This window comes from Ruegeria halocynthiae (assembly GCF_900106805.1).
GTDB lineage: Bacteria > Pseudomonadota > Alphaproteobacteria > Rhodobacterales > Rhodobacteraceae > Ruegeria > Ruegeria halocynthiae.
In genome coordinates this window covers 683136-708301 of record NZ_FNNP01000001.1, presented here as the reverse complement: position 1 = coordinate 708301, position 25166 = coordinate 683136, and the positions used below count along the sequence as shown (strand labels likewise).

Annotated in this window: 23 protein-coding genes and 1 tRNA gene; 10 read left to right on the top strand and 14 right to left on the bottom strand. The window is 56.1% G+C overall.

Features of this window, described 5'->3' with window-relative positions:
• Positions 1 to 15: 15 nt before the first annotated feature.
• Together BLU89_RS03590 and iscR are read right to left on the bottom strand one after the other, a co-directional pair.
• The gene (locus BLU89_RS03590) at positions 16 to 1059 is read right to left on the bottom strand and encodes a cysteine desulfurase family protein (RefSeq protein WP_074734514.1); all 1044 of its coding nucleotides are present in this window, start codon (positions 1057 to 1059) and stop codon (positions 16 to 18) included.
• Positions 1060 to 1113: 54 nt separating this feature from the next.
• Positions 1114 to 1572, bottom strand: coding sequence for a Fe-S cluster assembly transcriptional regulator IscR (gene iscR, locus BLU89_RS03585; protein WP_074734512.1), 459 nt, complete (start codon positions 1570 to 1572; stop codon positions 1114 to 1116).
• Between the two features lie 178 nt (positions 1573 to 1750).
• On the opposite strand from iscR, the gene BLU89_RS03580 reads away from it, so the two are divergent.
• The 5 genes from BLU89_RS03580 to BLU89_RS03555 all read left to right on the top strand — a co-directional run bounded on the left by BLU89_RS03580 (position 1751) and on the right by BLU89_RS03555 (position 6089).
• Positions 1751 to 2404: an alpha/beta hydrolase gene (locus tag BLU89_RS03580; RefSeq protein WP_074734511.1), complete on the top strand. Its 654-nt coding sequence runs from the start codon at positions 1751 to 1753 to the stop codon at positions 2402 to 2404.
• Complete coding sequence (locus BLU89_RS03575) at positions 2404 to 2649, top strand: hypothetical protein (RefSeq protein ID WP_074734509.1); 246 nt, start codon at positions 2404 to 2406, stop codon at positions 2647 to 2649. The genes BLU89_RS03580 and BLU89_RS03575 overlap by 1 nt, the downstream gene beginning before the upstream one ends.
• 398 nt (positions 2650 to 3047) lie before the next feature.
• Complete coding sequence (locus BLU89_RS03570; RefSeq protein WP_083347706.1) at positions 3048 to 3383, top strand: DMT family transporter; 336 nt, start codon at positions 3048 to 3050, stop codon at positions 3381 to 3383.
• A gap of 76 nt (positions 3384 to 3459) precedes the next feature.
• Complete coding sequence (gene typA, locus BLU89_RS03565) at positions 3460 to 5277, top strand: translational GTPase TypA (protein ID WP_074734506.1); 1818 nt, start codon at positions 3460 to 3462, stop codon at positions 5275 to 5277.
• A 491-nt stretch (positions 5278 to 5768) separates the two neighbouring features.
• The gene (locus BLU89_RS03555; protein WP_143030511.1) at positions 5769 to 6089 is read left to right on the top strand and encodes a hypothetical protein; all 321 of its coding nucleotides are present in this window, start codon (positions 5769 to 5771) and stop codon (positions 6087 to 6089) included.
• A gap of 88 nt (positions 6090 to 6177) precedes the next feature.
• Here the strand turns inward: BLU89_RS03555 and BLU89_RS03550 are convergent, their stop codons facing one another.
• The 4 genes from BLU89_RS03550 to recA form a co-directional block, all read right to left on the bottom strand.
• Positions 6178 to 6798 carry a transglutaminase-like cysteine peptidase gene (locus tag BLU89_RS03550; RefSeq protein WP_074734502.1) on the bottom strand — a complete coding sequence of 207 codons (621 nt, stop codon included), beginning with the start codon at positions 6796 to 6798 and terminating at the stop codon, positions 6178 to 6180.
• Positions 6799 to 7159: 361 nt separating this feature from the next.
• Positions 7160 to 7447, bottom strand: a complete 288-nt coding sequence (locus tag BLU89_RS03545) for a DUF1330 domain-containing protein (protein ID WP_074734500.1) — start codon at positions 7445 to 7447, stop codon at positions 7160 to 7162.
• Between the two features lies 1 nt (position 7448).
• A complete protein-coding gene (gene alaS, locus BLU89_RS03540) occupies positions 7449 to 10121 on the bottom strand; it encodes an alanine--tRNA ligase (protein WP_074734499.1) in 2673 nt (890 codons plus the stop codon).
• Positions 10122 to 10300: 179 nt separating this feature from the next.
• Positions 10301 to 11365 (bottom strand): recombinase RecA, encoded by a 1065-nt coding sequence (gene recA, locus BLU89_RS03535; RefSeq protein WP_074734497.1) that lies wholly within the window; start codon positions 11363 to 11365, stop codon positions 10301 to 10303.
• Between the two features lie 191 nt (positions 11366 to 11556).
• On the opposite strand from recA, the gene BLU89_RS03530 reads away from it, so the two are divergent.
• The gene (locus tag BLU89_RS03530; protein WP_074734495.1) at positions 11557 to 12150 is read left to right on the top strand and encodes a sulfotransferase family 2 domain-containing protein; all 594 of its coding nucleotides are present in this window, start codon (positions 11557 to 11559) and stop codon (positions 12148 to 12150) included.
• Positions 12151 to 12155: 5 nt separating this feature from the next.
• On the opposite strand, the gene BLU89_RS03525 is transcribed toward BLU89_RS03530, so the two are convergent.
• The 3 genes from BLU89_RS03525 to guaB form a co-directional block, all read right to left on the bottom strand.
• On the bottom strand, positions 12156 to 14447 hold the full coding sequence (locus BLU89_RS03525) for a hybrid sensor histidine kinase/response regulator (RefSeq protein ID WP_074734494.1): 2292 nt from the start codon (positions 14445 to 14447) through the stop codon (positions 12156 to 12158).
• Positions 14448 to 14551: 104 nt separating this feature from the next.
• The gene (locus BLU89_RS03520) at positions 14552 to 15715 is read right to left on the bottom strand and encodes an RsmB/NOP family class I SAM-dependent RNA methyltransferase (RefSeq protein ID WP_074734492.1); all 1164 of its coding nucleotides are present in this window, start codon (positions 15713 to 15715) and stop codon (positions 14552 to 14554) included.
• A 60-nt stretch (positions 15716 to 15775) separates the two neighbouring features.
• Positions 15776 to 17224 (bottom strand): IMP dehydrogenase, encoded by a 1449-nt coding sequence (gene guaB, locus BLU89_RS03515; protein WP_074734491.1) that lies wholly within the window; start codon positions 17222 to 17224, stop codon positions 15776 to 15778.
• 215 nt (positions 17225 to 17439) lie between these two features.
• On the opposite strand from guaB, the gene BLU89_RS03510 reads away from it, so the two are divergent.
• Positions 17440 to 19482: an ASKHA domain-containing protein gene (locus BLU89_RS03510; RefSeq protein ID WP_074736361.1), complete on the top strand. Its 2043-nt coding sequence runs from the start codon at positions 17440 to 17442 to the stop codon at positions 19480 to 19482.
• A 23-nt stretch (positions 19483 to 19505) separates the two neighbouring features.
• Positions 19506 to 20360: a class I SAM-dependent methyltransferase gene (locus BLU89_RS03505; RefSeq protein WP_074734489.1), complete on the top strand. Its 855-nt coding sequence runs from the start codon at positions 19506 to 19508 to the stop codon at positions 20358 to 20360.
• A 13-nt stretch (positions 20361 to 20373) separates the two neighbouring features.
• Here the strand turns inward: BLU89_RS03505 and BLU89_RS03500 are convergent.
• The 4 genes from BLU89_RS03500 to BLU89_RS03485 all read right to left on the bottom strand — a co-directional run bounded on the left by BLU89_RS03500 (position 20374) and on the right by BLU89_RS03485 (position 22891).
• Positions 20374 to 20447, bottom strand: a tRNA-Gly gene (locus BLU89_RS03500).
• A 131-nt stretch (positions 20448 to 20578) separates the two neighbouring features.
• Positions 20579 to 21631 carry a methyltetrahydrofolate cobalamin methyltransferase gene (locus BLU89_RS03495; protein ID WP_074734487.1) on the bottom strand — a complete coding sequence of 351 codons (1053 nt, stop codon included), beginning with the start codon at positions 21629 to 21631 and terminating at the stop codon, positions 20579 to 20581.
• A gap of 9 nt (positions 21632 to 21640) precedes the next feature.
• On the bottom strand, positions 21641 to 22567 hold the full coding sequence (locus BLU89_RS03490; RefSeq protein WP_074734486.1) for a methylenetetrahydrofolate reductase: 927 nt from the start codon (positions 22565 to 22567) through the stop codon (positions 21641 to 21643).
• Positions 22568 to 22594: 27 nt separating this feature from the next.
• The gene (locus BLU89_RS03485; protein ID WP_074734484.1) at positions 22595 to 22891 is read right to left on the bottom strand and encodes a virulence factor; all 297 of its coding nucleotides are present in this window, start codon (positions 22889 to 22891) and stop codon (positions 22595 to 22597) included.
• Between the two features lie 241 nt (positions 22892 to 23132).
• Between BLU89_RS03485 and BLU89_RS03480 the strand changes: the two genes are divergently transcribed.
• Both BLU89_RS03480 and BLU89_RS03475 read left to right on the top strand, forming a co-directional pair.
• Positions 23133 to 24245 carry a Ppx/GppA phosphatase family protein gene (locus BLU89_RS03480; protein WP_074734483.1) on the top strand — a complete coding sequence of 371 codons (1113 nt, stop codon included), beginning with the start codon at positions 23133 to 23135 and terminating at the stop codon, positions 24243 to 24245.
• Positions 24245 to 24961: an RlmE family RNA methyltransferase gene (locus BLU89_RS03475; protein ID WP_074734481.1), complete on the top strand. Its 717-nt coding sequence runs from the start codon at positions 24245 to 24247 to the stop codon at positions 24959 to 24961. The genes BLU89_RS03480 and BLU89_RS03475 overlap by 1 nt, the downstream gene beginning before the upstream one ends.
• A 6-nt stretch (positions 24962 to 24967) precedes the next feature.
• On the opposite strand, the gene BLU89_RS21215 is transcribed toward BLU89_RS03475, so the two are convergent.
• Positions 24968 to 25162, bottom strand: a complete 195-nt coding sequence (locus BLU89_RS21215; RefSeq protein WP_143030510.1) for a hypothetical protein — start codon at positions 25160 to 25162, stop codon at positions 24968 to 24970.
• Positions 25163 to 25166 lie beyond the last annotated feature (4 nt).

Sequence of the window (25166 nt, the reverse complement as noted above, 5' to 3'; positions counted from 1 at the left end):
ACACCCTCCGTCAGATCACGCGGCACGCGCGCGATGCTTTTTCTCTTTTTCTAGCCACGTTTCCGCGAAACGCAGCACATCTTCTTCCGTTGTTTCCGGCCCCAGCGATACACGGATTGCGTTGGCCGCCGTCTGGCCATCAAACCCCATGGCTGTCAACACGGCACTTGCGCGCACCTTGCCACTGGAACAGGCCGAGCCCGCACTGATCGCGAACCCTGATAAATCCATCTGCATGACCTGGGTTTCTCCCTTCCAACCCGGAGTGACAAAGCACGAGGTGTTAGGAAGCCGCTCCTGATCTTTCCCGACAAAAATAGTAGCTTTCGAACCGGCCTCAAGAGCGTCTTCTAGAATATTTCTAAGTTCGCTCACTTTTTCCCAAACACCATCGGCCAATGCCTTGGACGCTGCTTGAGCTGCTGCCCCGAACCCTACGATTCCAATGACATTTTCCGTACCTGAACGACGCCCCATTTCCTGTCCGCCGCCCTTGATCTGTGCGGCAAGATCGGTGCCGCGTTTCATCACCAACGCTCCGATCCCTTTTGGTCCGCCAATCTTGTGCGCGGAGATCAACGCCATCTCAGCACCTAGCCAGTTGAACGCGATCGGCAACTTGCCAAAGGCCTGAGTTGTATCAGTTACCGCCAGACCAGACGGCAAAGCCTGAACAATCCCGGTTTCCGAGTTTGCCAGTTGAAGGGTCGATTGAGACGCCTGTGAAACCGCAATACGCCCTTCAGTTGAAGTCGGTAAAACCTCGCTTGTCCAAGCTCTTACCGCGTCATGTTCAATTGCCGCGCCCTGTAGGTCGCGCCCCGCCATGGCCAATGCTGCGGCCTCGGTCGCACCCGAGGTGAATATAATGTCGGCGCCGTCCGCGCCAAAGGCGGTTGCAATTTGCGCGCGAGCGTTTTCAACAACCGCTTTTGCTGCGCGTCCTTCGGCATGAACCGAAGACGGATTTCCGACCAGATCCATCGCCGCGCTCATCGCGGCCCGAGCTTCGGGCCCCAGAGGGGCTGTCGCGTTATGGTCGAGATAAACCCGTTTCATAGATGTATCTTTTTCAGCATAAGTTTTTGCAGAGCAGTCCAGCACTTCATTAGCTTAGTCGTCCACGACCGCAAACAGATTGGGCACAGCCGGACACGGCGCCAGATCATTTCGGATCACATCCGACAATCGCGTCTGATGCAGGAATACATAAACGGTCGCGCTGAGGCTTTCCCAAAGTCGATTGGTCAGTGACTGCGCCCGACTGCCAGACGATGCACCCGAGGCACCGGCACCCTTGTGCATTGCATCCACTGTCTCATCAACGGCTGCCAGTATTTCAACTACACGAATTTCGGATGCAGGGCGGGCCAAACGATATCCCCCACCCGGCCCTCGTACTGAACTGACCAAATCAGCCCGGCGCAACTTGACGAAAAGCTGCTCTAGATACGGTAAAGAAATATCCTGACGCTCAGATATTTCGCCTAACGTGACCAACTTGTCAGAGGATTGTAACGCAATATCCGCAAGTGCAACCATCGCATAGCGGCCTTTGGTCGACAGCTTCATATTATTCCCTCTAGGCAAGAACTGCGCGAAAACATTGACGCCGCCGCAGCCAGTGCGTATCTCCCACTGACAGCGCTTTCATGCGACACAATGTAATTAGAACCGTTCTAAGGTACCTGATGATTACCGTCAAGATAATCTCAGGGCCGACGCGTCAAAAAACAGGACCAATGCACACATGCCCGAGGTGATTTTTCCCGGACCCGAAGGCCGCCTGGAAGGCCGCTACCACCCGCAAAAGGAAAAAGACGCACCGATCGCAATCGTGCTGCATCCGCACCCACAATTTGGCGGGACCATGAACAATAAGGTGGTCTATAACCTTCACTATGCCTTCTACAACATGGGCTTCACAGTTCTGCGCTTTAACTTTCGCGGCGTGGGCCGCAGCCAAGGTGAATATGATCAGGGCATAGGCGAACTGAGCGATGCCGCCTCGGCGCTGGACTATCTGCAATCGATGAACAACAATTCCAAGCACTGCTGGGTCGCAGGATTCTCGTTCGGCGCCTGGATCGGTATGCAGCTATTGATGCGTCGACCGGAAATCACCGGATTCATCAGCGTCTCACCGCCTGCGAATATGTATGATTTTTCGTTCCTTGCGCCCTGCCCGTCTTCGGGTCTGATCATCAACGGGTCGTCTGACCGCGTTGCCCCACCGGCAGACACCACGTCACTGGTTGGGAAGCTGCACGAGCAAAAGGGGATCACTATTACTCATAATGAGGTCGAGGGCGCCGATCACTTTTTCCAGGACCGCCACATGGACACGCTGATGACCGATGTGACGGATTATGTAAAACGCCGCCTGACCGAGAATACGCGCTAATGTCTGACACCATCACCTCCCTCGCCGCCAGACTGGCTGAGGACACGATGAAGGTTATGGATGAGACTGGTGAGGACCGATTCTTTGTTGAAGTTGGCGAAGTCCTCGGGGCGGCGTCACAATCACTGGAAGAAGCGTTTCTGACCGAAATCCGGGTCAGGTTGGCGGAACGCAAGGCTCGGCAGTTTGTAGTGAAAAAACTGACCGAGCATCGCTCGAAGGTTAAGGCAATCGAAAAGCAGTGATTGCCATCCCCGGAACAGCGCCCGACAACAAAGAAAAGGAGCCCGAAGGCTCCTTTTCGCGGATATCGTCCGATCGGCGCTTAAACTGGAAAACCCGATAACCTATCAACATTCTGGGCTGCATCAATGTCGACGGACCCCCCGTCTGCAAGCCACCCTAACGCCACAATCAATATCGAAACGATAACGACGGATTTTGCAAAAGCAGTCATTTTATCAAACTCGTTAAAAACAAACTAAAATCTGTAAACCAGCTAACACAAATGGCAAATTCAGAATAGTCAGGTTTACCTGACCTTTGGTAAAGATACAGCGTCGGCCTGAGCTACCCGAATTCGCTTGCCCGAACGCTGGCAAATATGCTCAATCTTCCGCGACATTTCGGAAAGACCACTCTCGTGCCCAAGACCTATCTGATCCTGCTATTGGCAGTCATCGCTGAAACCATCGGCACCACAGCGTTGCAGGCAAGTCATCAGTTCACCCGCTTCTGGCCATCGGTTCTGGTTGTGATTGGCTATGGTTTCGCTTTTTACCTTATGGCTCTTACGCTCAAGGTCATGCCGGTCGGTATTGTCTATGCGATCTGGTCTGGCCTTGGGATCGCCCTAATCGCGCTGATCGGGTTTCTGGTCTTCGGTCAGCGACTCGATTGGCCAGCGGTTCTGGGTCTGGCCATGATTCTTGGCGGTATCCTTGTCATCCACCTGTTTTCTGCAACTGCAGGTCACTGAGCGGCGGTTAGGGCTGGTATATTTTGTCGCGCCGCGTTATGCGCGCGGCAACTTCCCGTTCAAAGGCTGACCTCTCATGGACCTGCGCAATATCGCAATCATCGCTCACGTGGACCACGGCAAGACGACCCTGGTGGATGAGCTGCTCAAACAATCCGGCGCGTTCCGGGAAAATCAGGCTGTTGCTGAACGCGCCATGGACAGCAACGATTTGGAACGTGAACGTGGCATCACCATTCTAGCCAAAGCGACTTCGGTCGAATGGAAAGGTACGAGGGTCAACATCGTCGACACCCCCGGCCACGCCGATTTTGGCGGCGAAGTTGAACGTATTCTTAGCATGGTGGATGGGGTTGTTCTGCTTGTGGACGCCGCAGAAGGTCCCATGCCGCAGACCAAGTTTGTGACCTCCAAAGCTCTGGCGCTGGGTCTGCGCCCGATCGTCGTACTGAATAAGGTCGATAAGCCCGATGCCGAACCTGATCGCGCGCTGGATGAGTGCTTTGATCTGTTCGCCAACCTTGGCGCCGACGATGATCAGCTGGATTTCCCGGCCATGTATGCCTCGGGCCGATCTGGCTGGGCCGATATGGAACTTGATGGTCCGCGGCAGGATCTTTCTGCCCTATTTGATCTGATTGTCGAGCATGTTCCGGCCCCAAAGCAGGCCGAGCAAAAAGACGACCCCTTCCGAATGCTCGCCACCACGCTGGGCAGCGACCCGTTCATCGGCCGCATCCTGACTGGCCGTGTCGAAAGCGGTACGCTGAAAGCGGGTGACAGCCTCAAGGCACTCAGCCGCGACGGCACGCTGATCGAGAGTTTCCGCGCCTCGAAGATTCTGGCTTTCCGTGGCCTCGCACAGCAGCCGATCGAGGTTGCCGAGGCAGGCGATATCGTCACCATCGCAGGCATGAGCAAGGCGACCGTGGCTGATTCACTCGTTTCTCCTCAGGTGGATGAAGCTCTGCCTGCTCAACCAATCGACCCGCCGACCATCACGGTGACCTTCGGCATTAACGATTCCCCACAGGCCGGACGCGACGGCAAAAAGGTCCAGTCCCGCGTCATCCGCGAACGGCTGATGAAAGAGGCCGAATCGAACGTCGCTATCCGCATCACCGACACGCCCGGCGGCGAGGCTTTCGAGGTCGCAGGCCGCGGAGAGCTTCAGATGGGTGTTCTGATCGAGAACATGCGCCGCGAAGGATTTGAGCTAAGCATCTCGCGCCCGCAGGTTCTGTTCCGGGAAGAAGATGGCCAACGTCTTGAGCCGATCGAAGAGGTCACGATCGACGTCGACGATGAATTCTCGGGCGCCGTCATCGAAAAAATCACAGGCACGCGCAAAGGCGAGTTGGCCGAGATGCGCCCTGCCGGTGCTGGCAAGACCAGGATCATTGCGCACGTGCCCTCACGTGGCCTGATCGGATATCACGGAGAATTTCTGACAGATACCCGTGGTACCGGCGTTCTGAACCGCGTGTTCCATGGCTGGGCGGCTCATAAAGGTCAAATCCCCGGTCGACGCGCAGGGGTTCTGATCTCGATGGAGAACGGACAAGCAGTTGCTTATGCGCTTTGGAACTTGGAAGAGCGGGGTCGCATGTTTGTCGGACCGCAAACGGACGTCTATCAAGGCATGGTGATCGGCGAACATTCCCGGGACAATGATCTAGAGGTGAACCCACTGAAAGGTAAGAAACTGACCAACGTGCGCGCCAGTGGCTCGGACGATGCGGTTAGGCTCACGCCTCATATCCAGTTCTCTCTGGAAGAAGCCATCGCCTATATTGACGACGACGAACTTGTTGAGGTCACACCAAACGCAATCCGTCTTCGCAAACGTTATCTTGATCCGCACGAGCGTAAACGGATGTCCAGATCAGCCTGATCACTGTCAATTCGCCCGAGATTTGGAAACAATGCCGCATTTGTGACATTTTTGCGCCAAACAGGAAACGATATCTACAAAGAAGACCTGCCGCTACGTCAGGTCTTCTTTTTGTTTTTATGAGAAAATCACCTTGTGAGTGAGCTAGGTTACAGATTCGCGTTAAAAAGTTTGCTTGAAACTAGGCAGTAGAAAGAGGAAATTGTGTTCGAAGTGTGACGCCGGTTTTGTATACGGCAATATAGTTAACGAGTACCTGAGGAGTAGCGCAATGCGCATCAAATCCAAACTTTTGTCAGTTTCATTTGCTATCGCAACATTACCCCTGATCTCGGCGAACGCTGCGCAGGCTTCCGACATGTGCACGGCGAAAACAGCCAAAGAGTCCGTGTCGTCAAGCGTATTGTGCGGCTGCGGCACTGTCAGCACACTTATGCTGAAGTACATTCAGCGACGCTCTGATTTTGAAGAGATCCTCGAGAGAACTTCAAATGATTGCCCCGGTTTCGCCGCTGTGCTTACCGACCTTCCGACCGCAAGCCTTAATGCACGTGAACGCCGCTCGGGCGACGGTCATGCAGATGAATCGCGTGATGACGGCTTTGGCGGCCCGTCTGAACCTGATCGTGAAACTTCCGATAAAGGCGGTTCAAAACCCGATCCTGAACCCCCGACAAAAGACGATGGCGGCCCAAAAACCGGCGGCCCGGGTGGTGAGAAGCCTGGCCCTGGAGGGGGAGGTCCGGGTTCGAATTCAGGCAACACCTGAACACGCTATTGGTGCAGCGACCGAGCAAATGGTTGCCTGCTAAATGTCAGAACGAGGCAATGCCGCTTTCGCATTACCTCGTTCCAACAATTCTCAGAGCTGTTTTAAGAAGTATTCCGGCCCTCTAATGGTCAGCTTCGTCCATATATGCCAACCCACTTCCTTGGCTGTTTGGGATCTTGCATTCTAAGAAACAGATAGCGTGTCGCAGACCATGGTTTGATGCTATTTGTCAGATTATCCAAGACCAGATCACCTTGGCTTGATCGATAAACCAACACAGCATGTGAGTTTCTGCGGGTATCAAGCACGGTCGCGATCAACAGCTTCCGAGGGTCGATCCCCGCCCTGATCAGGTCACGCTTCTTCAACAAGGCAAAGTCTTCGCAATCACCACCCATTGATGTGGGCAACGCCCATAACTCGCGCGTCTTGTATTGGGATTGGTCCGTCACCGCCCGGGTTGAGGCATTTACCTGCCTGTTGATCTGCTTAACTAGTTGCATTTCCTGCGTATTGGAAAGCGAAGCTGCACCCTTCTGCGCGCAGGCCCAGGAATATTGTCTGCAAAGCTGCCGCGCCCCTGAAGGTGGAGGAGAGGCAGCGATCGTTTGAATGAATGCACCATCTTTTGCGGATGCTTCTGTACCGATTAAGAGTGATCCAGCGACCAATGCAGCCATGCTGAGCTGGCCACCCAGCTTGGCGGCGCCGTTAAAAATGGCGTCAATGCTTGTGCCTACTATTGTCATGCCGATCCCTCGAGTCCTGCTCAATCCATACGATCAGCGTGGTTCAGACCCATATCAGTTCATCGGATCATATCCGTAAACCGTGGGTCTCACGCAATCGCTTCCGAGATTGAGCAGGAAAAGCGGCGGAAATTCGTCACTTTTCATGACCATTTCCGCGCAAGATCATGGCGCAGTTCGCCACAATCACAACGCCCGAAGTCGTTTTGGCTTGAAGACTTTGAAGGCTAAATTATTGTAATAAATACTAAATATGTGATTTTGGGTATAACAAACACCGGCCCCAATGTTGTCGAAGGATCGACAGGTTTACAAAGGGACCGACCTTGTCTCGTCACCTAAAACAGAAGCAACCTGATTCTCAGTCTGTGATTTCGACAACAACCAGCTCTCGCTCGCTGGCACCTCGGGCATGGTCGAGCGCTTGTTGATAAGCGGCAGAATTGTAGCACGCCACCGCATCCTCGACCGACGGGAAGCGGGCAACCACATTGCGAGGTCGTTCTTTGCCTTCCAATTGCACGTATCGCGCGGCCCGTGCGATGAACTCACCACCATGCGCAGCGATCGCAGGCCCGGCGAGTTCGGCATACTTTCCATAGGCCTCAGCATCCGTCACTGTGACATGCGCTATCCAGAGAGCAGGCATATTATCCTCCCAATACCTGTTCGGCGGCCTTGATTGCCGCGTCCGCGTTCGAAGCATCCTTGCCCCCGCCCTGCGCCATATCGGGCCGACCACCACCGCCTTTGCCACCCAATTCGGCAACAGCGGCCCGAACCAGATCCACCGCCGATACCGTGTCCGTCAGGTCCTGTGTTACACCCGCAGCCACCGCTGCTTTGCCACCGGTATCCGCTATCAACAACACCGCACCCGTCCCCAATCGGCTTTTGTGTTCATCTATGAGTGCGGGCAAATCCTTCCCGGATACGCCCGTAAGCGCCTGTGCAATGAACGCCACGCCATTCACATCGCGTGTTTCAGACCCGCCGCCCTGCCCCGCACCGCCGGCCATTGCCAGATCCCGGCGCAATTGAGCAACTTCATTCTGCAAAGCTTTGCGCTCATCCAGCAGCGATTTCACCCGCGCAACAACATCATCCGGCTGCGCTTTCAACTCTAGTGCAAGCGCGCCAAGGCGATGATCCTGCGCCGACAAGTACCTGAACGCTTCGTCACCGGTCAAAGCCTCGATCCGACGCACACCGGCGCTGCTGGCGCTATCACCAAGCACGACAAAGGTTCCGATATCGCCGGTCTGACGCACATGCGTACCGCCGCACAACTCGATCGACCAGGTATCACCGTCCTGTCCTTTGCCAGTGGGCGCTTTGCCCATCGAAACTACACGCACCTCATCCCCGTACTTCTCGCCAAACAAGGCTTGCGCACCCAAACCGCGCGCGTCATCCGGCGTCATGATACGGGTCTCGACCGTTGAATTCTGACGGATGAACGCGTTTACCTCTCGCTCAACCTTTTGCATCTCTTCCAGAGTCAGAGCCTTGGAATGGCTGAAGTCGAACCGCAAACGATCCGACGCGTTCAACGAGCCGCGCTGCGCCACGTGGTCCCCCAGCGTTTCGCGCAGAGCTTCATGCAGCAGATGCGTTGCCGAATGGTTCGCGCGAATGGCGGTGCGGCGGGCATGATCCACTTCCAGCCCAACCGCGTCACCTTTCGAGATCGTACCGTGATCGACCGTAACCTTGTGTGCATAGATTTTGCCGTCGGCGAACTTTCTGGTGTCGGCGACGCGCGCCACATCCCTAGTTTCATCCAGACGGCGGATTTCACCCGAGTCCCCGACCTGACCGCCCGCTTCGCCATAGAACGGCGTCTGATTGACCACGACCCAACCACTGCCATCTTGTTCGATCTTGTCAACCAAAGCGCCATCAACCACCAGAGCGGCTACCTGACCTTCGGCTTTCTCAGTGTCGTAACCCAGAAAATCCGTTGCGCCGGCTAAGTCCAGCACATCGAACCAAACGACCTGATCCGCAGACTCTCCGGATCCGACCCATGCGGCACGCGCCTTGGCCTTTTGCTCGGCCATGGCAGTGTCGAACCCGTCTGTATCGACGGTCCGCCCCTTCTCGCGCAGCGCATCCTGTGTCAGATCAAGTGGGAAACCGTATGTATCATACAGCTTGAACGCCGCATCTCCGGGCAGAGGATCATTTTCGGACAAGCTGGCGACTTCATCATCCAGCAGTTTCAGACCACGATCCAACGTCTGCTTGAACCGGGTTTCTTCCAGCAGCAATGTCTCCTCGATCAGCGGTTGCGCTTGGCCGAGTTCGGTGTACTGCGCGCCCATCAACTGAACCAATATCGGCACCAATCGGTGCATGACCGGATCTTTGGCCCCCAACAGATGCGCATGACGCATCGCGCGCCGCATGATACGGCGCAGAACGTATCCACGCCCGTCATTTGATGGCATAACCCCATCCGCGATCAGGAACGAAGTCGAGCGTAAGTGATCCGCAATTACCCGATGGTGCACGTTCTGATCCCCATAAGGATCGACATTGGTTACATCGGCCGAGGCCTCGATCAGGGTTTTGAACAGATCGGTGTCATAATTGTCATGGCTGCCCTGCATCAGGGCACCTATCCGTTCAAGCCCCATGCCGGTGTCGATCGACTGCATGTCGAGTTCCACCATCGAGCCGTCTTCGAACTGTTCGTTCTGCATGAAGACGATGTTCCAGATTTCAATGAACCGGTCGCCATCTTCCTCGGCAGAGCCCGGAGGGCCACCCCAGATGTGATCACCGTGGTCATAGAATATCTCGGTGCACGGGCCACACGGACCGGTTGGACCCATCTGCCAGAAATTGTCATTCGTGGCGATACGGATGATCCGATCCTCGGGAACGCCGACCTTTTTCCAGATCTCAAATGCCTCGTCATCGGTGTGATAGACTGTAGCCAGCAGACGGTTCTTGTCGATTCCGAATTCTTTGGTGATCAGTTCCCACGCAAAGGGGATCGCTTCAGGTTTGAAGTAGTCTCCGAACGAAAAGTTCCCCAGCATTTCAAAAAACGTATGGTGGCGCGCGGTATAACCTACATTGTCCAGATCGTTGTGTTTTCCACCCGCGCGTACGCATTTTTGCGCCGTCGTGGCACGCTGATAATCGCGGGTTTCAACGCCAGTGAACAGATTCTTGAACTGCACCATGCCCGAGTTCACGAACATCAGTGTCGGATCGTTACGCGGCACCAACGGGCTGGATGCAACCACTTCGTGGCCCTGCTTGTCAAAATAGTTCAGAAAGGTCGATCGAATATCGTTCAGCGTGGGCATTTGGGCTCTCTCAGCGCGCAATCAGTTTATCCGCAAAGGTTTAGCTGCGCGCCTTCGGAGTGTCCACAGGCGAGGCGCGCCTGAACGAAACAAGGCGGCCCGATGAGACCGCCTTGTTCCAGATATTCTCGGCACCATCAGGACGCCGGAAGATTTCCGCTGTTCCCATCAGAAACTGATTAGGCTTCGAGGATATCATCCTCTTCCGCTTCGGGCGGCATCTCGAATTCCAGACCGTGCGCCGCGCGGATCTTGTCTTCGATCTCGAGCGCAGCGCGACTGTTATCGCGCAGGTATTGCTTGGCATTCTCACGCCCCTGCCCGATCCGTTCGTCCCCATAGCTGAACCATGATCCCGATTTCTCGACCACGCCAGCCTTGACACCAAGATCCAGCAACTCACCCATTTTGCTGATGCCCTCGCCATACATGATGTCGAATTCCACCTGCTTGAACGGCGGCGCCACCTTGTTTTTGACGACCTTGACGCGAGTCTGGTTGCCAACAACTTCATCGCGGTCTTTGATCGCGCCGATGCGGCGAATATCCAGACGAACCGAGCTGTAGAACTTCAGGGCGTTGCCACCAGTCGTGGTTTCGGGGCTGCCAAACATCACGCCGATCTTCATCCGAATCTGGTTGATAAAGATCACCATGCACTTCGAGCGGCTGATCGAGCCCGTCAGTTTCCGCATGGCCTGGCTCATCAACCGGGCCTGAACACCGACGCTGCTGTCGCCCATATCGCCCTCGAGTTCAGATTTCGGCGTCAGCGCCGCAACCGAGTCGACGACGACCATGTTCACCGCGCCCGAGCGTACCAGTGTATCGGTAATCTCAAGTGCCTGTTCACCGGTATCGGGCTGCGAGATCAGCAGCTCGTCCAGATCAACACCCAGCTTGCGCGCATATTGCGGGTCAAGCGCATGTTCTGCGTCCACGAACGCACACACACCGCCACGTTTTTGCTGTTCCGCAATACAATGCAGCGTCAGCGTGGTCTTGCCCGAACTTTCCGGGCCATAAATTTCAACAATCCGCCCCATCGGCAGACCACCAATTCCCAGTGCGATGTCCAACCCCAGCGAGCCGGTCGAGCTGGCCTCGATATCTTGCTTGGAGTCTTCGCCCAGCTTCATGATCGAGCCTTTGCCAAACTGCCGCTCAATCTGTGCCAACGCGCTGTCGAGCGCCTTTTGCTTGTCCGCGTTTTTCTTGTCGCTCATTGTCAGAAGATCCGCCATTGTCCTGTCACTATCCCTTTTGTCACACCCTTTGACGGGCGGCAATCGCTGCTTTGTTCGCCTCTTGTTCCTTATGGGACCAAAAAGAGAACATTTCAACTAAAACTTATGCAATCAACATTTCAACAATTGTGTTAAAGAGTCGTTTACGACAACCTGCGACACGAAAAAGCGTTGAAGAGAAAAGATAAATGCTTGTTTTCTATGAAAAGCGGCTGGCGCTTTTGTCCGTCCCCAAAACTGGCAGCACCGCTTATCAGACCGCCTTACGCGACTGGGCAGATATCGTTGTATCTGGGCCCACCGACCTGAAACACGCGAACATGCGCCGATATGATCGCTTCTTTCAGACCATGTTTCGAAAAATGTTCGATACCGAGATGGAGGTGATGGCGATCGTCCGCGAGCCCATCGACTGGCTGGGAAGCTGGTATCGGTATCGCTCGCGCCCAGAATTGACCAACCACGAGCATTCCACACAAAACCTGAGCTTCGATGCGTTTTTGAACGCATACATGCAAGGACCCCGCCCGGCTTTCGCAGATGTCGGATGTCAGAGCGATTTTCTGTTACCTCGCAGCAATGGTGCGGGTGCAACCCATGTCTTCAAGTACGAAAACCAAGAGAAGATATTGGAGTTCCTGCGGGAACGACTTGAATGCGACATTGAGCTTCGGCGTGAAAATGTCTCCCCTGACCGCCCGATGGACCTTTCGACAGACACCAAACGGCAGTTTCAGTCACTCCACACAGCGGAATTCGCCCTGCATCAGGCCGCAAGATAGTACACTCAGTTCAGCTGCTGAAACACCGCTTCGGTCAATTGCGTCAGCGAGAAAGGCTTCGGCAGGAAGGTAGAGTTCTCAATCTCGGGACCTGCTTCGCCAAATGCGCCTTCGGTGTAACCTGACATGAAGACCACCCGCACGTCCGGGCGCGTCTTCATGGCTTCGCGTACCCAGGTCGGGCCGTCCATGCCGGGCATGACCACATCGGTAACGAAAACATCCACCGAAAGGACTGGATCATCCAGCAATTGCAAAGCATCCTCGGCCGATTCAGCCTCGAGCACGGTGTAGCCTTTCAACCGCAGCGCTCGCGTCGCAAAGGCCCGAACCGGAGCTTCGTCTTCGACCAGAAGAACAACGCCTTCTCCCTGCCCCGAGCTCTGTTCATCTATAGCTGCCGGAGCAACCGGCTTGGGCGTTTCAACAGCGGCGCTGACGGGCAAAAGGACGGTAAACTCGGTTCCCTTGCCCTGAATGCTGTCGACAAAAATAAAACCGCCGGTCTGCTTTACGATCCCGTAGACAGTGGACAGACCCAAGCCTGTACCTTCGCCGGTGCGCTTCGTGGTATAAAATGGCTCAAACACTTTCTGCAACTTGTCCGCAGGAATGCCGACACCGCTGTCGATGACCTTTACCGTCACATACTCGCCCGGCTGCACCGTTGCCCGATCGCGTGAGATGGGCCGGTCCAGCGTCACCACTTCGGTTTCGATCCGAATCTCTCCGCCCTCAGGCATGGCATCGCGCGCATTGACGACGAGATTCATCAACACCTGCTCGAGCTGGCGTTTGTCGGCGCACACAGGCTTGAGAACCGGATCATGGCTGAGGGTGAGACGCACCTTTTCGCCGACCAACCGGTTCAACAGATGAATGAGATCGGAAATCGTGTCGCGCAGATCCAGAACCTCGGGTCGAAGGGTCTGTTTGCGAGAAAATGCCAGCAACTGGCTGACCAGAGCCGCCGCGCGATTAGCGTTCTGGTTGATCTGCACAAGATCACCGTAGTTCGGGTCGTTCTGATCGTGGCGCAATAGCAGCAGATCACAGTGGCCTGAAATCGCGGTCAGCAAATTATTGAAGTCATGCGCAACACCACCGGCCAACTGCCCGACGGCTTGCATCTTTTGGCCCTGAACAAATTGCGCCTCCAGCGTTTTCAATTCTGTCGCATCGTTCAGAACGGCGATCAGGCAGACCTGACCATCGCTGAAAATACGCGACAGTGTGACCTGTACGAAAACCTCTTTGTCTTTTCGTGCCAGACGCAATATTTCCGACCGCGATGCCGAGCCCTGCTCGGCGGCATGGGTCAGCCAGTCCCGGATCGGGTAGCCCAACCCCTGCATCATTTCTTCAATATTGGATGTGCCCGGCTGTATCTCACCCACCAGTTCCTTAGCGAGCCGGTTTGCTTCCCAGATTTCACCGTGCGGAGACAAACGCATGATCGGAACCGGCAGGTCGGCGAACGACGCTCTCTGCTCGGTTACTTCTGCCTCGCAAACCGGCGTCAAAAGCAATTCACGCGCAATCCCGCTGTGCCTTAGGGTTGAAATCTCGTACGCCCTTTCGGCATCAGTCGCACCGACCCGAATGATATTTTTACTCTCTTCGTTATCGGCCTGAGGAATTTGATTCAACACTGTCGGGATCTGACCAAACAACTCAATCGCCGCTTCGTTGGCATCAAGGACAATTTCATTTCTCCCGACCGTCACGACGGGCAGTTGAACGTTACGCCACAATCGCGGCGCACCCAGCCTAAAGCGCCAACAAAAACGGTCATTACTTATCTTTGAAACGGAAACTGGTACTGATTGTCCTCGCGTAACAATGTCTTCCTCGGCAGTGCCTGTTACCTGAGCAAGCGACTGCAATCGCAGCAGAACGGCGGACGGATTTGCGAACACGGATCCGAGACATTCATCGAGGCGCGTTCCTGTGTTCTTTACCAAACGGGCCTTGGCGTGTGAATTTACCAGCTGAATCTCACCGGCAATATCGGTAATGACACAGGCGTCGGGTTCCTGTTCCAGAAAGGTCGATAGTGCTGCATAAGTTTGCGCCTGGATCAACGTAGCAATCCTGGCACGTAGCAGCGCGACGGCCACCACCACGAGAAACGACAAGCCAACTGCTGAGACCCCCGCGTTCAACTGAGGCGGCAGGACACCCAAAATGGGCAATGAGCTTAGGAGAACGGCGATAAGAGCAAGCGAGACATAGCGCCCGCGATCAATCCCCCATCGACCTGGACGGTAGGGAAATACTTCAGAAACACTAGACATAAATAGCTCGGGTTATGATAATTTCTGACCTTTATCGGCCAGTAATGGTTAATCATCGCTTAATAGTTTTGCGACGTAAACTCCCCAGAGTTGTTTTTTATTACCTAATCTCGCGTCAAGTGTGCGCTATAAAACCCGTCGGTTCCTTCTGAAACCAGCCATGTTTTGCGAAATCCGCAGTGCCAGCTTGGGTGTCTGCTAAGGAAATCATCAACAATTCCATCGTTTTCGGCGGTCAACATCGAACAGGTCGCATAGACAAACACGCCTTTTTCAGCAACCAGCGGCGCGGCATTCCTCATGATCGAAGCCTGGGTCTGTGTCAGCGTGTCCAACCCATCTGGCGTCAGTGCCCATTTACCCGCCGGAGCGCGCCGCCACGATCCGCTGCCGGAACAAGGTACATCAATCAATACCACATCAAACGGAGCCTGATCTGCAACCTGATCAGTGGTCAGTATCGTGACCTCGGCCCCGGCTCTTTTTGTACGCGCCGGCAGGTCACGCATACGGTCTGGATTGGCATCATGAGCAAAGACCTGAACGTCCTGCGCCCTTGCTGCCAAGGCCAGAGTTTTGCCACCGCCACCTGCGCAGTAATCTAGGACCCGCATTGCCGGACGCAATTCCAGCGCCGCAATAACCGCCTGACTTGCGGCGTCCTGCAGCTCGACAATCCCATTGGCATAGGCCTGGCTGTGAGAAATCCGGCGCGCGCCCTCCGTGACTTCAAGTGCAGTGTCGCAAGCCGGATGAGGATGTGTTTGTATGCCGTCATCCGACAACGATTGCATGGCCTGTGGCAGATCTGCCTTGGCCAGATTTACTCTCAGATGCACAGGGGCGCGGGATTGCAGTGAATTGGCGGCAGGTTCAGCCTCATCTTTCAGTGCGGCCTGAAATGACGGCCAAAGCCATTCTGGAATGTCCAGGCGCTCTGCGTCGGTCTGAAACGCCCGGCCCTTTTCGGCTTCGGTCACCTGCGCAGGGGCATAACGCGCGCCAGTAAATACATCCGCAAGATTGCCCTCTGCGGACCGAACAGCGCCGATCATCAGACCGCGACCTGTTTCCGACCCTCCGTAAGCTGCGAAAGATCGCCTGCATCGCAATGCGTCGAATACATGGTCGCGTATTGCCGCTCGGTCTTTTGAACCCGCAAACCGGCTGCGCCGTGCCCAGCCGGTTAATGCCTTCTCAACCGGGGCGCCGGAAAGAATATCGTCGAGAATCTCGATCGAGGCTTGAACACGGGCAGCAGGTGTCATCGCGGTTTCCGTTCGTCTGCGCCAATAGTTTTGCAATGCCCCGATCAGGGCATCGCTTCCTTACATCACCCGGTAGTTGGGGCTTTCACGAGTGATCTGGACGTCATGCACATGGCTTTCTTTCAGGCCCGCACCAGTGATTTTGACGAATCTGCAGTTACGGCGCATTTCTTCGACTGTCGCACATCCGGTATAGCCCATCGCAGCGCGCAGGCCGCCGACCAACTGGTGAACAACGGCGCTGGCTGAGCCTTTATACGGCACCTGACCCTCAATCCCTTCGGGCACCAGCTTGTCGTTAGCGGCATCCTTCTGGAAATACCGGTCGGCTGAGCCGCGCGCCATGGCGCCCAGACTGCCCATCCCCCGGTAGGATTTAAACGAACGGCCCTGATATAGGATCACCTCTCCTGGGCTTTCGTCCGTGCCTGCGATCATCGAACCGACCATGGCGCAGGATGCGCCCGCGGCAATGGCCTTGGCGAAGTCACCCGAGAATTTGATGCCGCCATCCGCGATGACCGGCACATCGCCCGCCGCAGTCGAACAATCCATGATCGCGGTCAGTTGCGGAACACCAACACCTGCCACCATCCGGGTCGTGCAGATCGAGCCTGGTCCGATTCCAACCTTGATTGCATCTGCACCAGCGTCAATCAATGCCCGAGTCGCCTCGCCTGTGGCGACATTGCCAGCGATGATCTGTACTTCGTTCGAAAGGGACTTCACGCGTTTGACCGCATCCAAAACCCCTTGAGAGTGCCCGTGCGCAGTATCGACAACAATAATATCGACCCCCGAGTCCACCAGCTGTTCGGATCTCTCAAACCCAGCATCGCCGACCGACGTGGCGGCGGCGACACGCAGACGGCCCAGCCGATCCTTGCAGGCGGTCGGGTTTAATACGGCCTGCTCGGTGTCTTTCAAGGTCAACAGGCCGGTCAGCTTGCCTTCACCATCGACGACCAGCAGTTTCTCGATCCGGCGCGCACGCATCAGGCTTTTGGCTTCTTCCAGATCGGCGGGTTCTTGCAGCATCGCCAGATTGTCCGAAGTCATCATCGCCTTGATGGGCGTGTCGTCCGAAGTCGCAAAACGCATATCCCGGTTTGTGACGATACCCACGACCCGACCGCTTTCGTCAATGACGGGAAAGCCGGTAAAGTTGTAACGCTCGACCAGAGCCTGCGCATCCGCCAGGGTTTGATTCGCCCGCAATGTCACCGGGTTATAGACTATGCCTGATTCAAAGCGTTTGACCCGGCGTACCTCGCGGGCCTGTTCTTCGATCGATAGGTTTTTGTGCACCACGCCGATGCCGCCCGCCTGCGCCATGGCAATCGCCATGCGCGCCTCGGTCACCGTATCCATCGCTGAACTCAGCAGCGGGATGTTCATGGAAATTTCGCGCGTCACGCGCGTTGTTGTATCCGCCGTCGCCGGAAGCACAGAAGATGCGCCCGGAACCAGAAGAACGTCGTCAAAGGTGAGTGCCTCACGAATCTGCATCTGATAACCCCATGCAAAAGCCCGTTTGACGGTGACCCTATTACATGGATTTCCCCCAAGGGAAAGCCCTGAACCCAAGTTGTTTTCACATGCGGGCTTCTGCCGCGCCCGAAAACGACGCAAGCTGTGCAAAACGTGCCGCGGAATACCCTTTCCCTTTGCGTTCAAACTCATATGTTCCCCGACATACGCGCGAACACAAAGGCAGGCCATTCATGACCACCGATCCCCTTGTCGTCTTCACCCCTTCCGGCAAACGCGGGCATTTTCCCGTTGGCACTCCAATCCTGACAGCGGCACGCCAGTTGGGCGTCGATCTGGATTCGGTCTGCGGTGGGCGCGGGATTTGTTCGAAATGTCAGATCACCCCCAGCTATGGCGAGTTTCCCAAGCATGGCGTCACCGTCTCTGAGGACGCGTTGAGTGAATGGAACGCAGTTGAACAGCGCTATGATGATAAACGCGGACTGAAACCGGGCCGTCGTTTGGGCTGTCAGGCATCAGTACAAGGCAACGTAGTGATCGACGTACCACCTGAAAGTCAGGTCCACCGCCAGGTTGTTCGCAAGGCTGCAACAGCCAGAGCTATCATCATGGACCCCGCGACCCGTCTGTATTTTGTTGTGGTGGAAGAACCCGACATGCATTCCCCCACCGGTGATCTTGAGCGACTGGAACGCGCGTTGCGCGAGCAATGGAACATCGAAGCCGTGACTGCAGATCTGTCGTTGATGTCCAAACTGCAACCCGTCTTGCGCAAGGGCAAATGGGAGGTCACGGTTGCCGTTCACAAAGGCCACAAGGATACTGTGGCGCGTGTCATCGAAATCTGGCCCGGCCTGCACGAACAGGGCCTGTATGGACTAGCCATCGACCTGGGCTCGACAACCATCGCGGCGCATCTGACCGATCTGGACACAGGCGAAGTCAAGGCATCTTCGGGTCTGATGAACCCGCAGATTCGTTTTGGCGAAGATCTCATGAGCCGTGTGTCCTATGCCATGATGAACCCCGGCGGTGATCAGGAAATGACCAAAGCCGTGCGCGAGGCGATCAATGATTTGACCACCTCGATCGCTGACGAAGCCGGGATTGACGCCGCGCTGATTGTCGAGACGGTTTTCGTGTGTAACCCGGTCATGCACCATCTGTTGCTGGGCCTCGATCCGGTCGAACTGGGTCAAGCCCCGTTCGCATTGACAACTTCCGAAAGCATTTCCCTGCCTGCCCGCGAGATGGGCCTGACCAACATGAATCCACGCGCTCAGGTTTATATCCTGCCTTGTATTGCGGGCCATGTGGGGGCTGACTGTGCTGCGGTCGCGCTCTCTGAGGAGCCGGGAAAATCTGAAGACCTCGTGCTGATCGTGGATGTCGGCACCAACGCTGAAATCCTGCTGGGTGACACGCGCCGGGTGCTGGCCTGTTCCTCGCCCACCGGGCCCGCCTTTGAGGGGGCCCAGATCAGCTCTGGCCAGCGCGCCGCGCCCGGAGCCATTGAGCGGATCGAGATTGACCCGGTAACCAAAGAACCCCGGTTTCGCGTCATCGGATCTGAAAAATGGTCGGATGAAGACGGCTTTGATCTGGATATCGCGACCACCGGCATCACCGGCATCTGCGGCTCGGGCATTATCGAGGCTGTGGCCGAGATGCGTATCGCCGGGTTGCTGGATGAAAGCGGATTGATCGGATCGGCCGAACAGACCGGCACAACCCGCAATGTCCCCGAAGGACGAACGCACGCATATCTGATCCATGACGCCAGCGCCGAGGGTGGCCCACGTATCACCGTCACCCAAGGCGACATCCGCGCCATCCAATTGGCCAAATCCGCGCTTTATGCCGGTGCGCGGTTGTTGATGGACGAAATGGAGGTCGACCGAGTCGATCGCGTGGTGCTGGCCGGAGCTTTCGGAGCACATATTTCAACCAAACACGCGATGGTGTTGGGCATGATCCCCGATGCGCCGTTGGAGAAGGTTTCCAGCGCAGGCAACGCCGCCGGAACCGGCGCGCGGATTGCGCTGTGCAATATCGGATCACGGGTTGAAATTGAACGCGTTGTGCGCGAAATCACCAAGGTTGAAACCGCTATCGAGCCAAAGTTCCAGGACCATTTCGTCGCGGCCAACGCGATTCCGCACAAAACCGACCCATTCCCTGAACTGGCACAGATCGTCACCCTGCCCTCGCCGTCTTTCAATACCGGCGGCGATGATCAAAATACTGGTCGTCGACGTCGCAGGAGGTCATAGTCCCCCCAGAAACGGAGGATGACATGCTGTCAATTAACGGAGATCAGGAAGAATTCTGGGGTAAATCCGAAATGGGCGGTCGCTGGCTGACCTTCGAGGATCAGTTGGATCACCTGTTCTCACCGGTTCTGGATCTTTTGCTCGATCGCGCAGCCCTTACCCGGGGGATGCGCGTTGTCGATATCGGATGCGGAACCGGAGCAAGTGCGTTGACCGTGGCGCAGCAGATTGGGCCTGAGGGGCATGTTCTGGGCGTCGACATCTCGGAACAATTTCTTGAACGCGCGCGCAGGCGCGCGGATCAGGCCAATCTCAACAACGTGAAATTCAGATACGCGGACGCACAGGTTGCTGCGCTTTCAACGGGTGATTGCGACGCGCTGATCTCGCGTTTTGGCGTAATGTTCTTTTCGGACCCGGTGGCAGCCTTCGCCAACATGGCGCGGGCACTGAAACCCGGTGGGCAGATAACCTTTGCCGCCTGGGGTGCCCTGTCCGAAAACCCGTGGTTCAAGACCCCTCATCTGGCCGCAGTCAAGCAACTGGGACAACCGCCAAAGGTTGATCGAAATGCGCCCGGGCCGCTTGCATTTCATGACCGAGACCGAGTGTCGGACCTGATGTCCCGCGCAGGATTGGCCGATATCAAAGTCAAAGCGATCCCACTGACACTTGCAGCGCCCTCCAGCGCCAAAGAGGCCGCAACACTGTGCACACGCGTCGGCCCTGCGGCTCGGGTCATAGCTCATTTCGAGGGGGAACAGGGTGACGTTGACGCCATCATCAATGCAGTGGCTGACGAATTTGAAGCTTATCGCACCCCAGAAGGCGTACGTGTACCTGCAGTCATAAATCTGCTTCAAGCACGAGCATCGTAAGAAAACTGAAACCTGGAGCGGGTAGCGGGAATCGAACCCGCGCGTTCAGCTTGGGAAGCTGACAGGCTACCATTACATCATACCCGCCGCGCCGCCCTGACTAACATCGCTCATTGCCGGGGTTCAAGAGCAAGCAACGTTCTTAATCGCCAAAACACTCTTCGGAAGATGAAAAAGGCCGGATCATTAATCCGGCCCAATTACTTGAATTCAAACGCTTACGCGCGGCGGCGACGACCCCCGCCACGACGGCCACCTGCCGCACCAGCCTCTTCAGGAGATTTGTTGAACCTGATCCAATCACCACCATGCGGATCATTGTTGGTCAGCAGGTTTGCGGCGCGGATGGCTTCCATCTCTTTGCCTGCACGCGGCATGGTCGAACCCAGACCAAACAGCTGGCAAAAGGTTTCATCGTCCATGTCTGCAGGCAGGATGATGCCTTTTGCCTCAACCTCGGCCTTTTTCTCGGCCAGTTTCTTGGGGCCAACAGGCAACGCCACCGGGTTCATGATCGCCGAAGTCATGCCTGCACCCATTGCCATCGGCAGGAACGCGTTGTTGATGCCATGACGGTTCGGCAGACCGAAGGACACATTTGACGCGCCGCATGTGGTGTTTACGCCCAGCTCCTCACGCAGGCGACGAACCAGAGCGAACACCTGCTGTCCAGCGGTCGCCATCGCACCGATGGGCATGACCAGCGGATCAACCACGATGTCATGCGCCGGAATGCCGAAGTCGGCTGCACGCTCAACGATCTTCCTGGCCACTTCGAACCGCACGTTTGGGTCTTCGGAAATACCAGTGTCGTCGTTCGAGATCGCAACGACCGGCACATTGTACTTCTTGACCAGGGGCAGAACCAATTCCAGGCGATCTTCCTCACCCGTGACCGAGTTCAGCAGCGGACGGCCTTCTGCCGCTTCAAGACCGGCCTCCAGTGCACCAGGAACCGAGGAATCGACGCACAGCGGCACATCGACAAGACCCTGTACCAGCTCAACGATCTTGCGCATCAGCGGCGGCTCGGTTTCGTTGGGATTGGGGTTCGAGTTGTAGACAACGCCCGCATTGATATCCAGAACGGTTGCGCCTGCTGCAACCTGAGCAACAGCGTCCTTCTCGACGGTTGAGAAATCTCCCGCTTCCAGCTCGGCAGCCAGTTTCTTGCGCCCTGTCGGGTTGATCCGCTCACCGATCACGCAGAACGGTTCATCAAAGCCCAGAATGGCGGTTTTTGTTTTCGATTCTACAACTGTTCGGGTCATGTCCGTTCCTTAGGAGTTTACGGGCTTTGCCGAAGCGCCGCCATTGTTGATCGCCCAGTTGGCGTTGGTCTTGATGCCGCCAAGCGGGAAGAAGTGTACATTGGTGATGTTGAAATCCGGGTTGGCGGCCTTGTGGTTTGCCAGCTCGGTAACCACGTCGGTCGGCTCGTAGGGCAGCAGCAGCTTGGATACATCCATGGCACGCTTCTGCAGTACCTTGAGCGACGGACCAACGCCACAGGCGATCGCGAACTTGATCAGGGTCTGCAGTTTGGCGGGTCCTGCAATGCCAATATGGATCGGCAGGTCGATGCCAGCCTCTTTCAGGCTGTCGGCCCAGGCGATGATCGGTTTGGCGTCGAAGGCGAATTGAGTGGCCAGCGCCATTTCAGCATCGGTGGTCTCGTTGAACTTCTGTTTCCAACGCAGCGCGTCCTCGACATTCTTGGTCGATCCATCCGGATCAATGTCCTTGTTGCCCTCTGGGTGACCCGCAACATGCAATTTCTTGAACCCAGCCTTGTCGAACAGACCGGTCTCCATCAGTTGCATCGAGCTGTCGAAATCACCATGCGGCTGAGCAACACCACCGGCCAGCAGCAGAGCCTGCTCGACCCCGGCTTCGCCCTGATACATCGAAATCCAGCTCTCAAGTGTCGCCGCATCCTTGATGATCCGCGCCGGGAAGTGCGGCATAACCGGGTATCCTTCGGCCGCTATGCGCTTGGCGGTTTTCACCATGTCTTCGATTGGCGTGCCCTCGATATGGGCGATATAAACGCGTGTGCCTTCGGGCAGCAGCGCGCGGAAATCTTCGACTTTTTCAGCCGTACGCGGCATCACCTCGATCGAATAACCTTGCAGGAAGGCTTCGACGGTCGGGTTCACCGGGGCCTTGGCGGCCGCATCACGATTCTTGAAGTTCAGCAAAGCCATTTTTGGCCTCCCATTAAGATTTGGGGCTTAAGCCCAACCGTCATTGGCGATCAAGGCCTTGATGCGATCCTGATCGTATTCAGATTCCAAACGCGCGGCCTCGGCCTCGGCAATCTCGGACGGGTCGCCTTCGACTGCAAAAGGTTTGGCTTTGCGCCACTCGGCCAGATAGGCATCACTGTCCTTGGCATTCACCTTCATGGCGGCCCGGTCGATCGCTTGTTCGAACCGTTCCTCCAATTGCCGCTTGGCACCTCGACGGCCTTTGCCGACGATGACCTGAGCGGGAATGTCGCGCCAGTAAACGATGGTGACGTCAGGCATAGCTGTGATTCCTCCTAACCCTATGGGCCGGTTCTAAACTTCAATATGGGCGTAGGTCGGTCGATTTTCGACACAAGGCGTATTTGCAGCGACCTTTTTGCCCACGGCTGCATACTGCAGCTTTTAACGACTGGATCATCAAAACCGAACATCAAAATCCTAATGACTTTAATGAGCATCTTGCGTGATCGAAGCGCGCGACCTATGGTCGAGTTAACTCGAAAATTGGAGGGCGTTTCAGATGGCGCCCAAGCGTCCCAGAGGTGCGGGCGCGTTCCCAAAAGCGGTCGAAAGCCCCGCGCCGGCAAGACCCGATCCGGATGCTCTCTATGCGGCACTGGATCTGGGAACAAATAGCTGCCGCATGTTGATTGCCCAGCCCAAGGGCAGCGGGTTTCATGTGGTGGATAGCTTCTCCAAATCGGTGCAATTGGGCGCCGGTCTGGAACGCACCGGGCGGTTGTCGCGTGCGTCTATGGCGCGCACCGTGCAGGCCCTTCGGATCTGTCAGCAAAAGCTAAAGCGCAATAGGGTCAGGCGGATGCGCCTGATCGCGACCGAAGCCTGTCGTCGCGCCAAGAACTCTCGTGACTTCATCCGTCAGGTCAAACGTGAGACTGGGCTGACGCTAGATATCATCCAGCCCGAGGAAGAGGCACGTCTGGCCGTCATCTCGTGTGCGCCGCTTGTTTCGACCAAGACCGAGCAATTGCTGGTCGTTGATATCGGCGGCGGCTCGACTGAGCTGGTTTGGATCGACATTTCTTCGGTCCCGCGGCGCGATCGGCCGGCGGCGATCATGCGGCTGCATAACGGTTTCCACCCGTCCGACAGCCCTTTTCCTGCGGCCAAGGTGGTTGACTGGATCAGCGTACCGCTGGGGGTGGCCACTTTGCGGGACCAATTTAACGATGTCGAAAACGATGCCGCGCGATTTGCTCTCATGAGCTGGTTTTTCGAAGAAAATCTGGCAGATTTTGCGCCTTACAAAGATGAACAGACACGCGAAGGGTTCCAAATCGTGGGAACCAGCGGCACCGTGACCACGGTCGCAGCCTCACATCTGGGACTAAAGCGTTATGACCGCACCAAGGTGGACGGGCTGCGCATGACGAGCGATCAGATTGACAAGGTCATACGAGGCTATCTAGAACTCGGCCCTCGTGGGCGCCGCCGCGATCCCCGGATTGGGGATGACCGGCAGGCGCTGATCATGTCCGGCTCGGCTATTTTGCAGGCTTTGTTGCGTTGCTGGCCCACCGACCGCCTTTCTGTAGCGGATCGGGGGCTGCGCGAAGGTCTGCTTTATGCGCAGATGAGCGCGGACGGTGTATTGGAAGACGGACCGTTTTGATGGCGAAGACACCGACTGGAAAAAGCAACTCGGGTCGCGGGCAACGTGATCTGAAGGTCAAAGTCAAGACCGCACGCGGGCGCAAGATCAGCTCGACCCGCTGGCTTGAGCGGCAGTTGAACGACCCTTATGTCAAGCGGGCACAGGTCGAAGGATATCGTGGGCGCGCGGCATTCAAAATACTGGAGCTAGACGATAAATTCAGGTTCCTTGTTCCGGGCGCACGTGTGGTTGATCTTGGGTGCGCCCCTGGCGGTTGGCTGCAGGTGGCAGTGAATCGCGTCAACGCTCTGGGTGAGAAAAGCGGCAAACGTATAGGCACGGTTCTGGGAATTGATATCCAGGAAGTTGAACCAGTTGCTGGTGCAACGGCCCATGTGCTTGATTTCATGGAAGATGACGCCGATCAGAAGGTCAAAGACTGGCTGGGCGGCAAAGCGGAAGTTGTCATGTCCGACATGGCGGCCTCGGCCTCGGGTCACAAGCAGACCGATCATTTGAGGATCATGGCACTGTGCGAAACAGCGGCCTATTTCGCGTTTGATGTACTGGAAGAAGGCGGCACATTCGTTGCCAAAGTTCTTGCAGGCGGAGCCGAGGGTGACCTTCAAAAACTGCTTAAGCAGAAATTTACCAAGGTCGCCAATGTAAAGCCCCCTGCGTCACGCTCGGACAGTTCCGAGAAATTCGTGATCGCGACCGGTTTCCGCGGTTAAACAAGACTAGTCCAGATCAATCTTTCTTTGCGCGATAAGTTGCTTTCGCAAAGACGCCGTGGCGATGCCTTGTAACAACAGCGCCTCGCCGTGATTGATATCGACTGGCTCACGCGCGCGCAGTTCCTTGATACGCTGATCCAGTGTCGATTTTCGTGCGGCCATTGGCGAGTTTGTAAACGTTGCTGTGCGATCCGTCATGCAT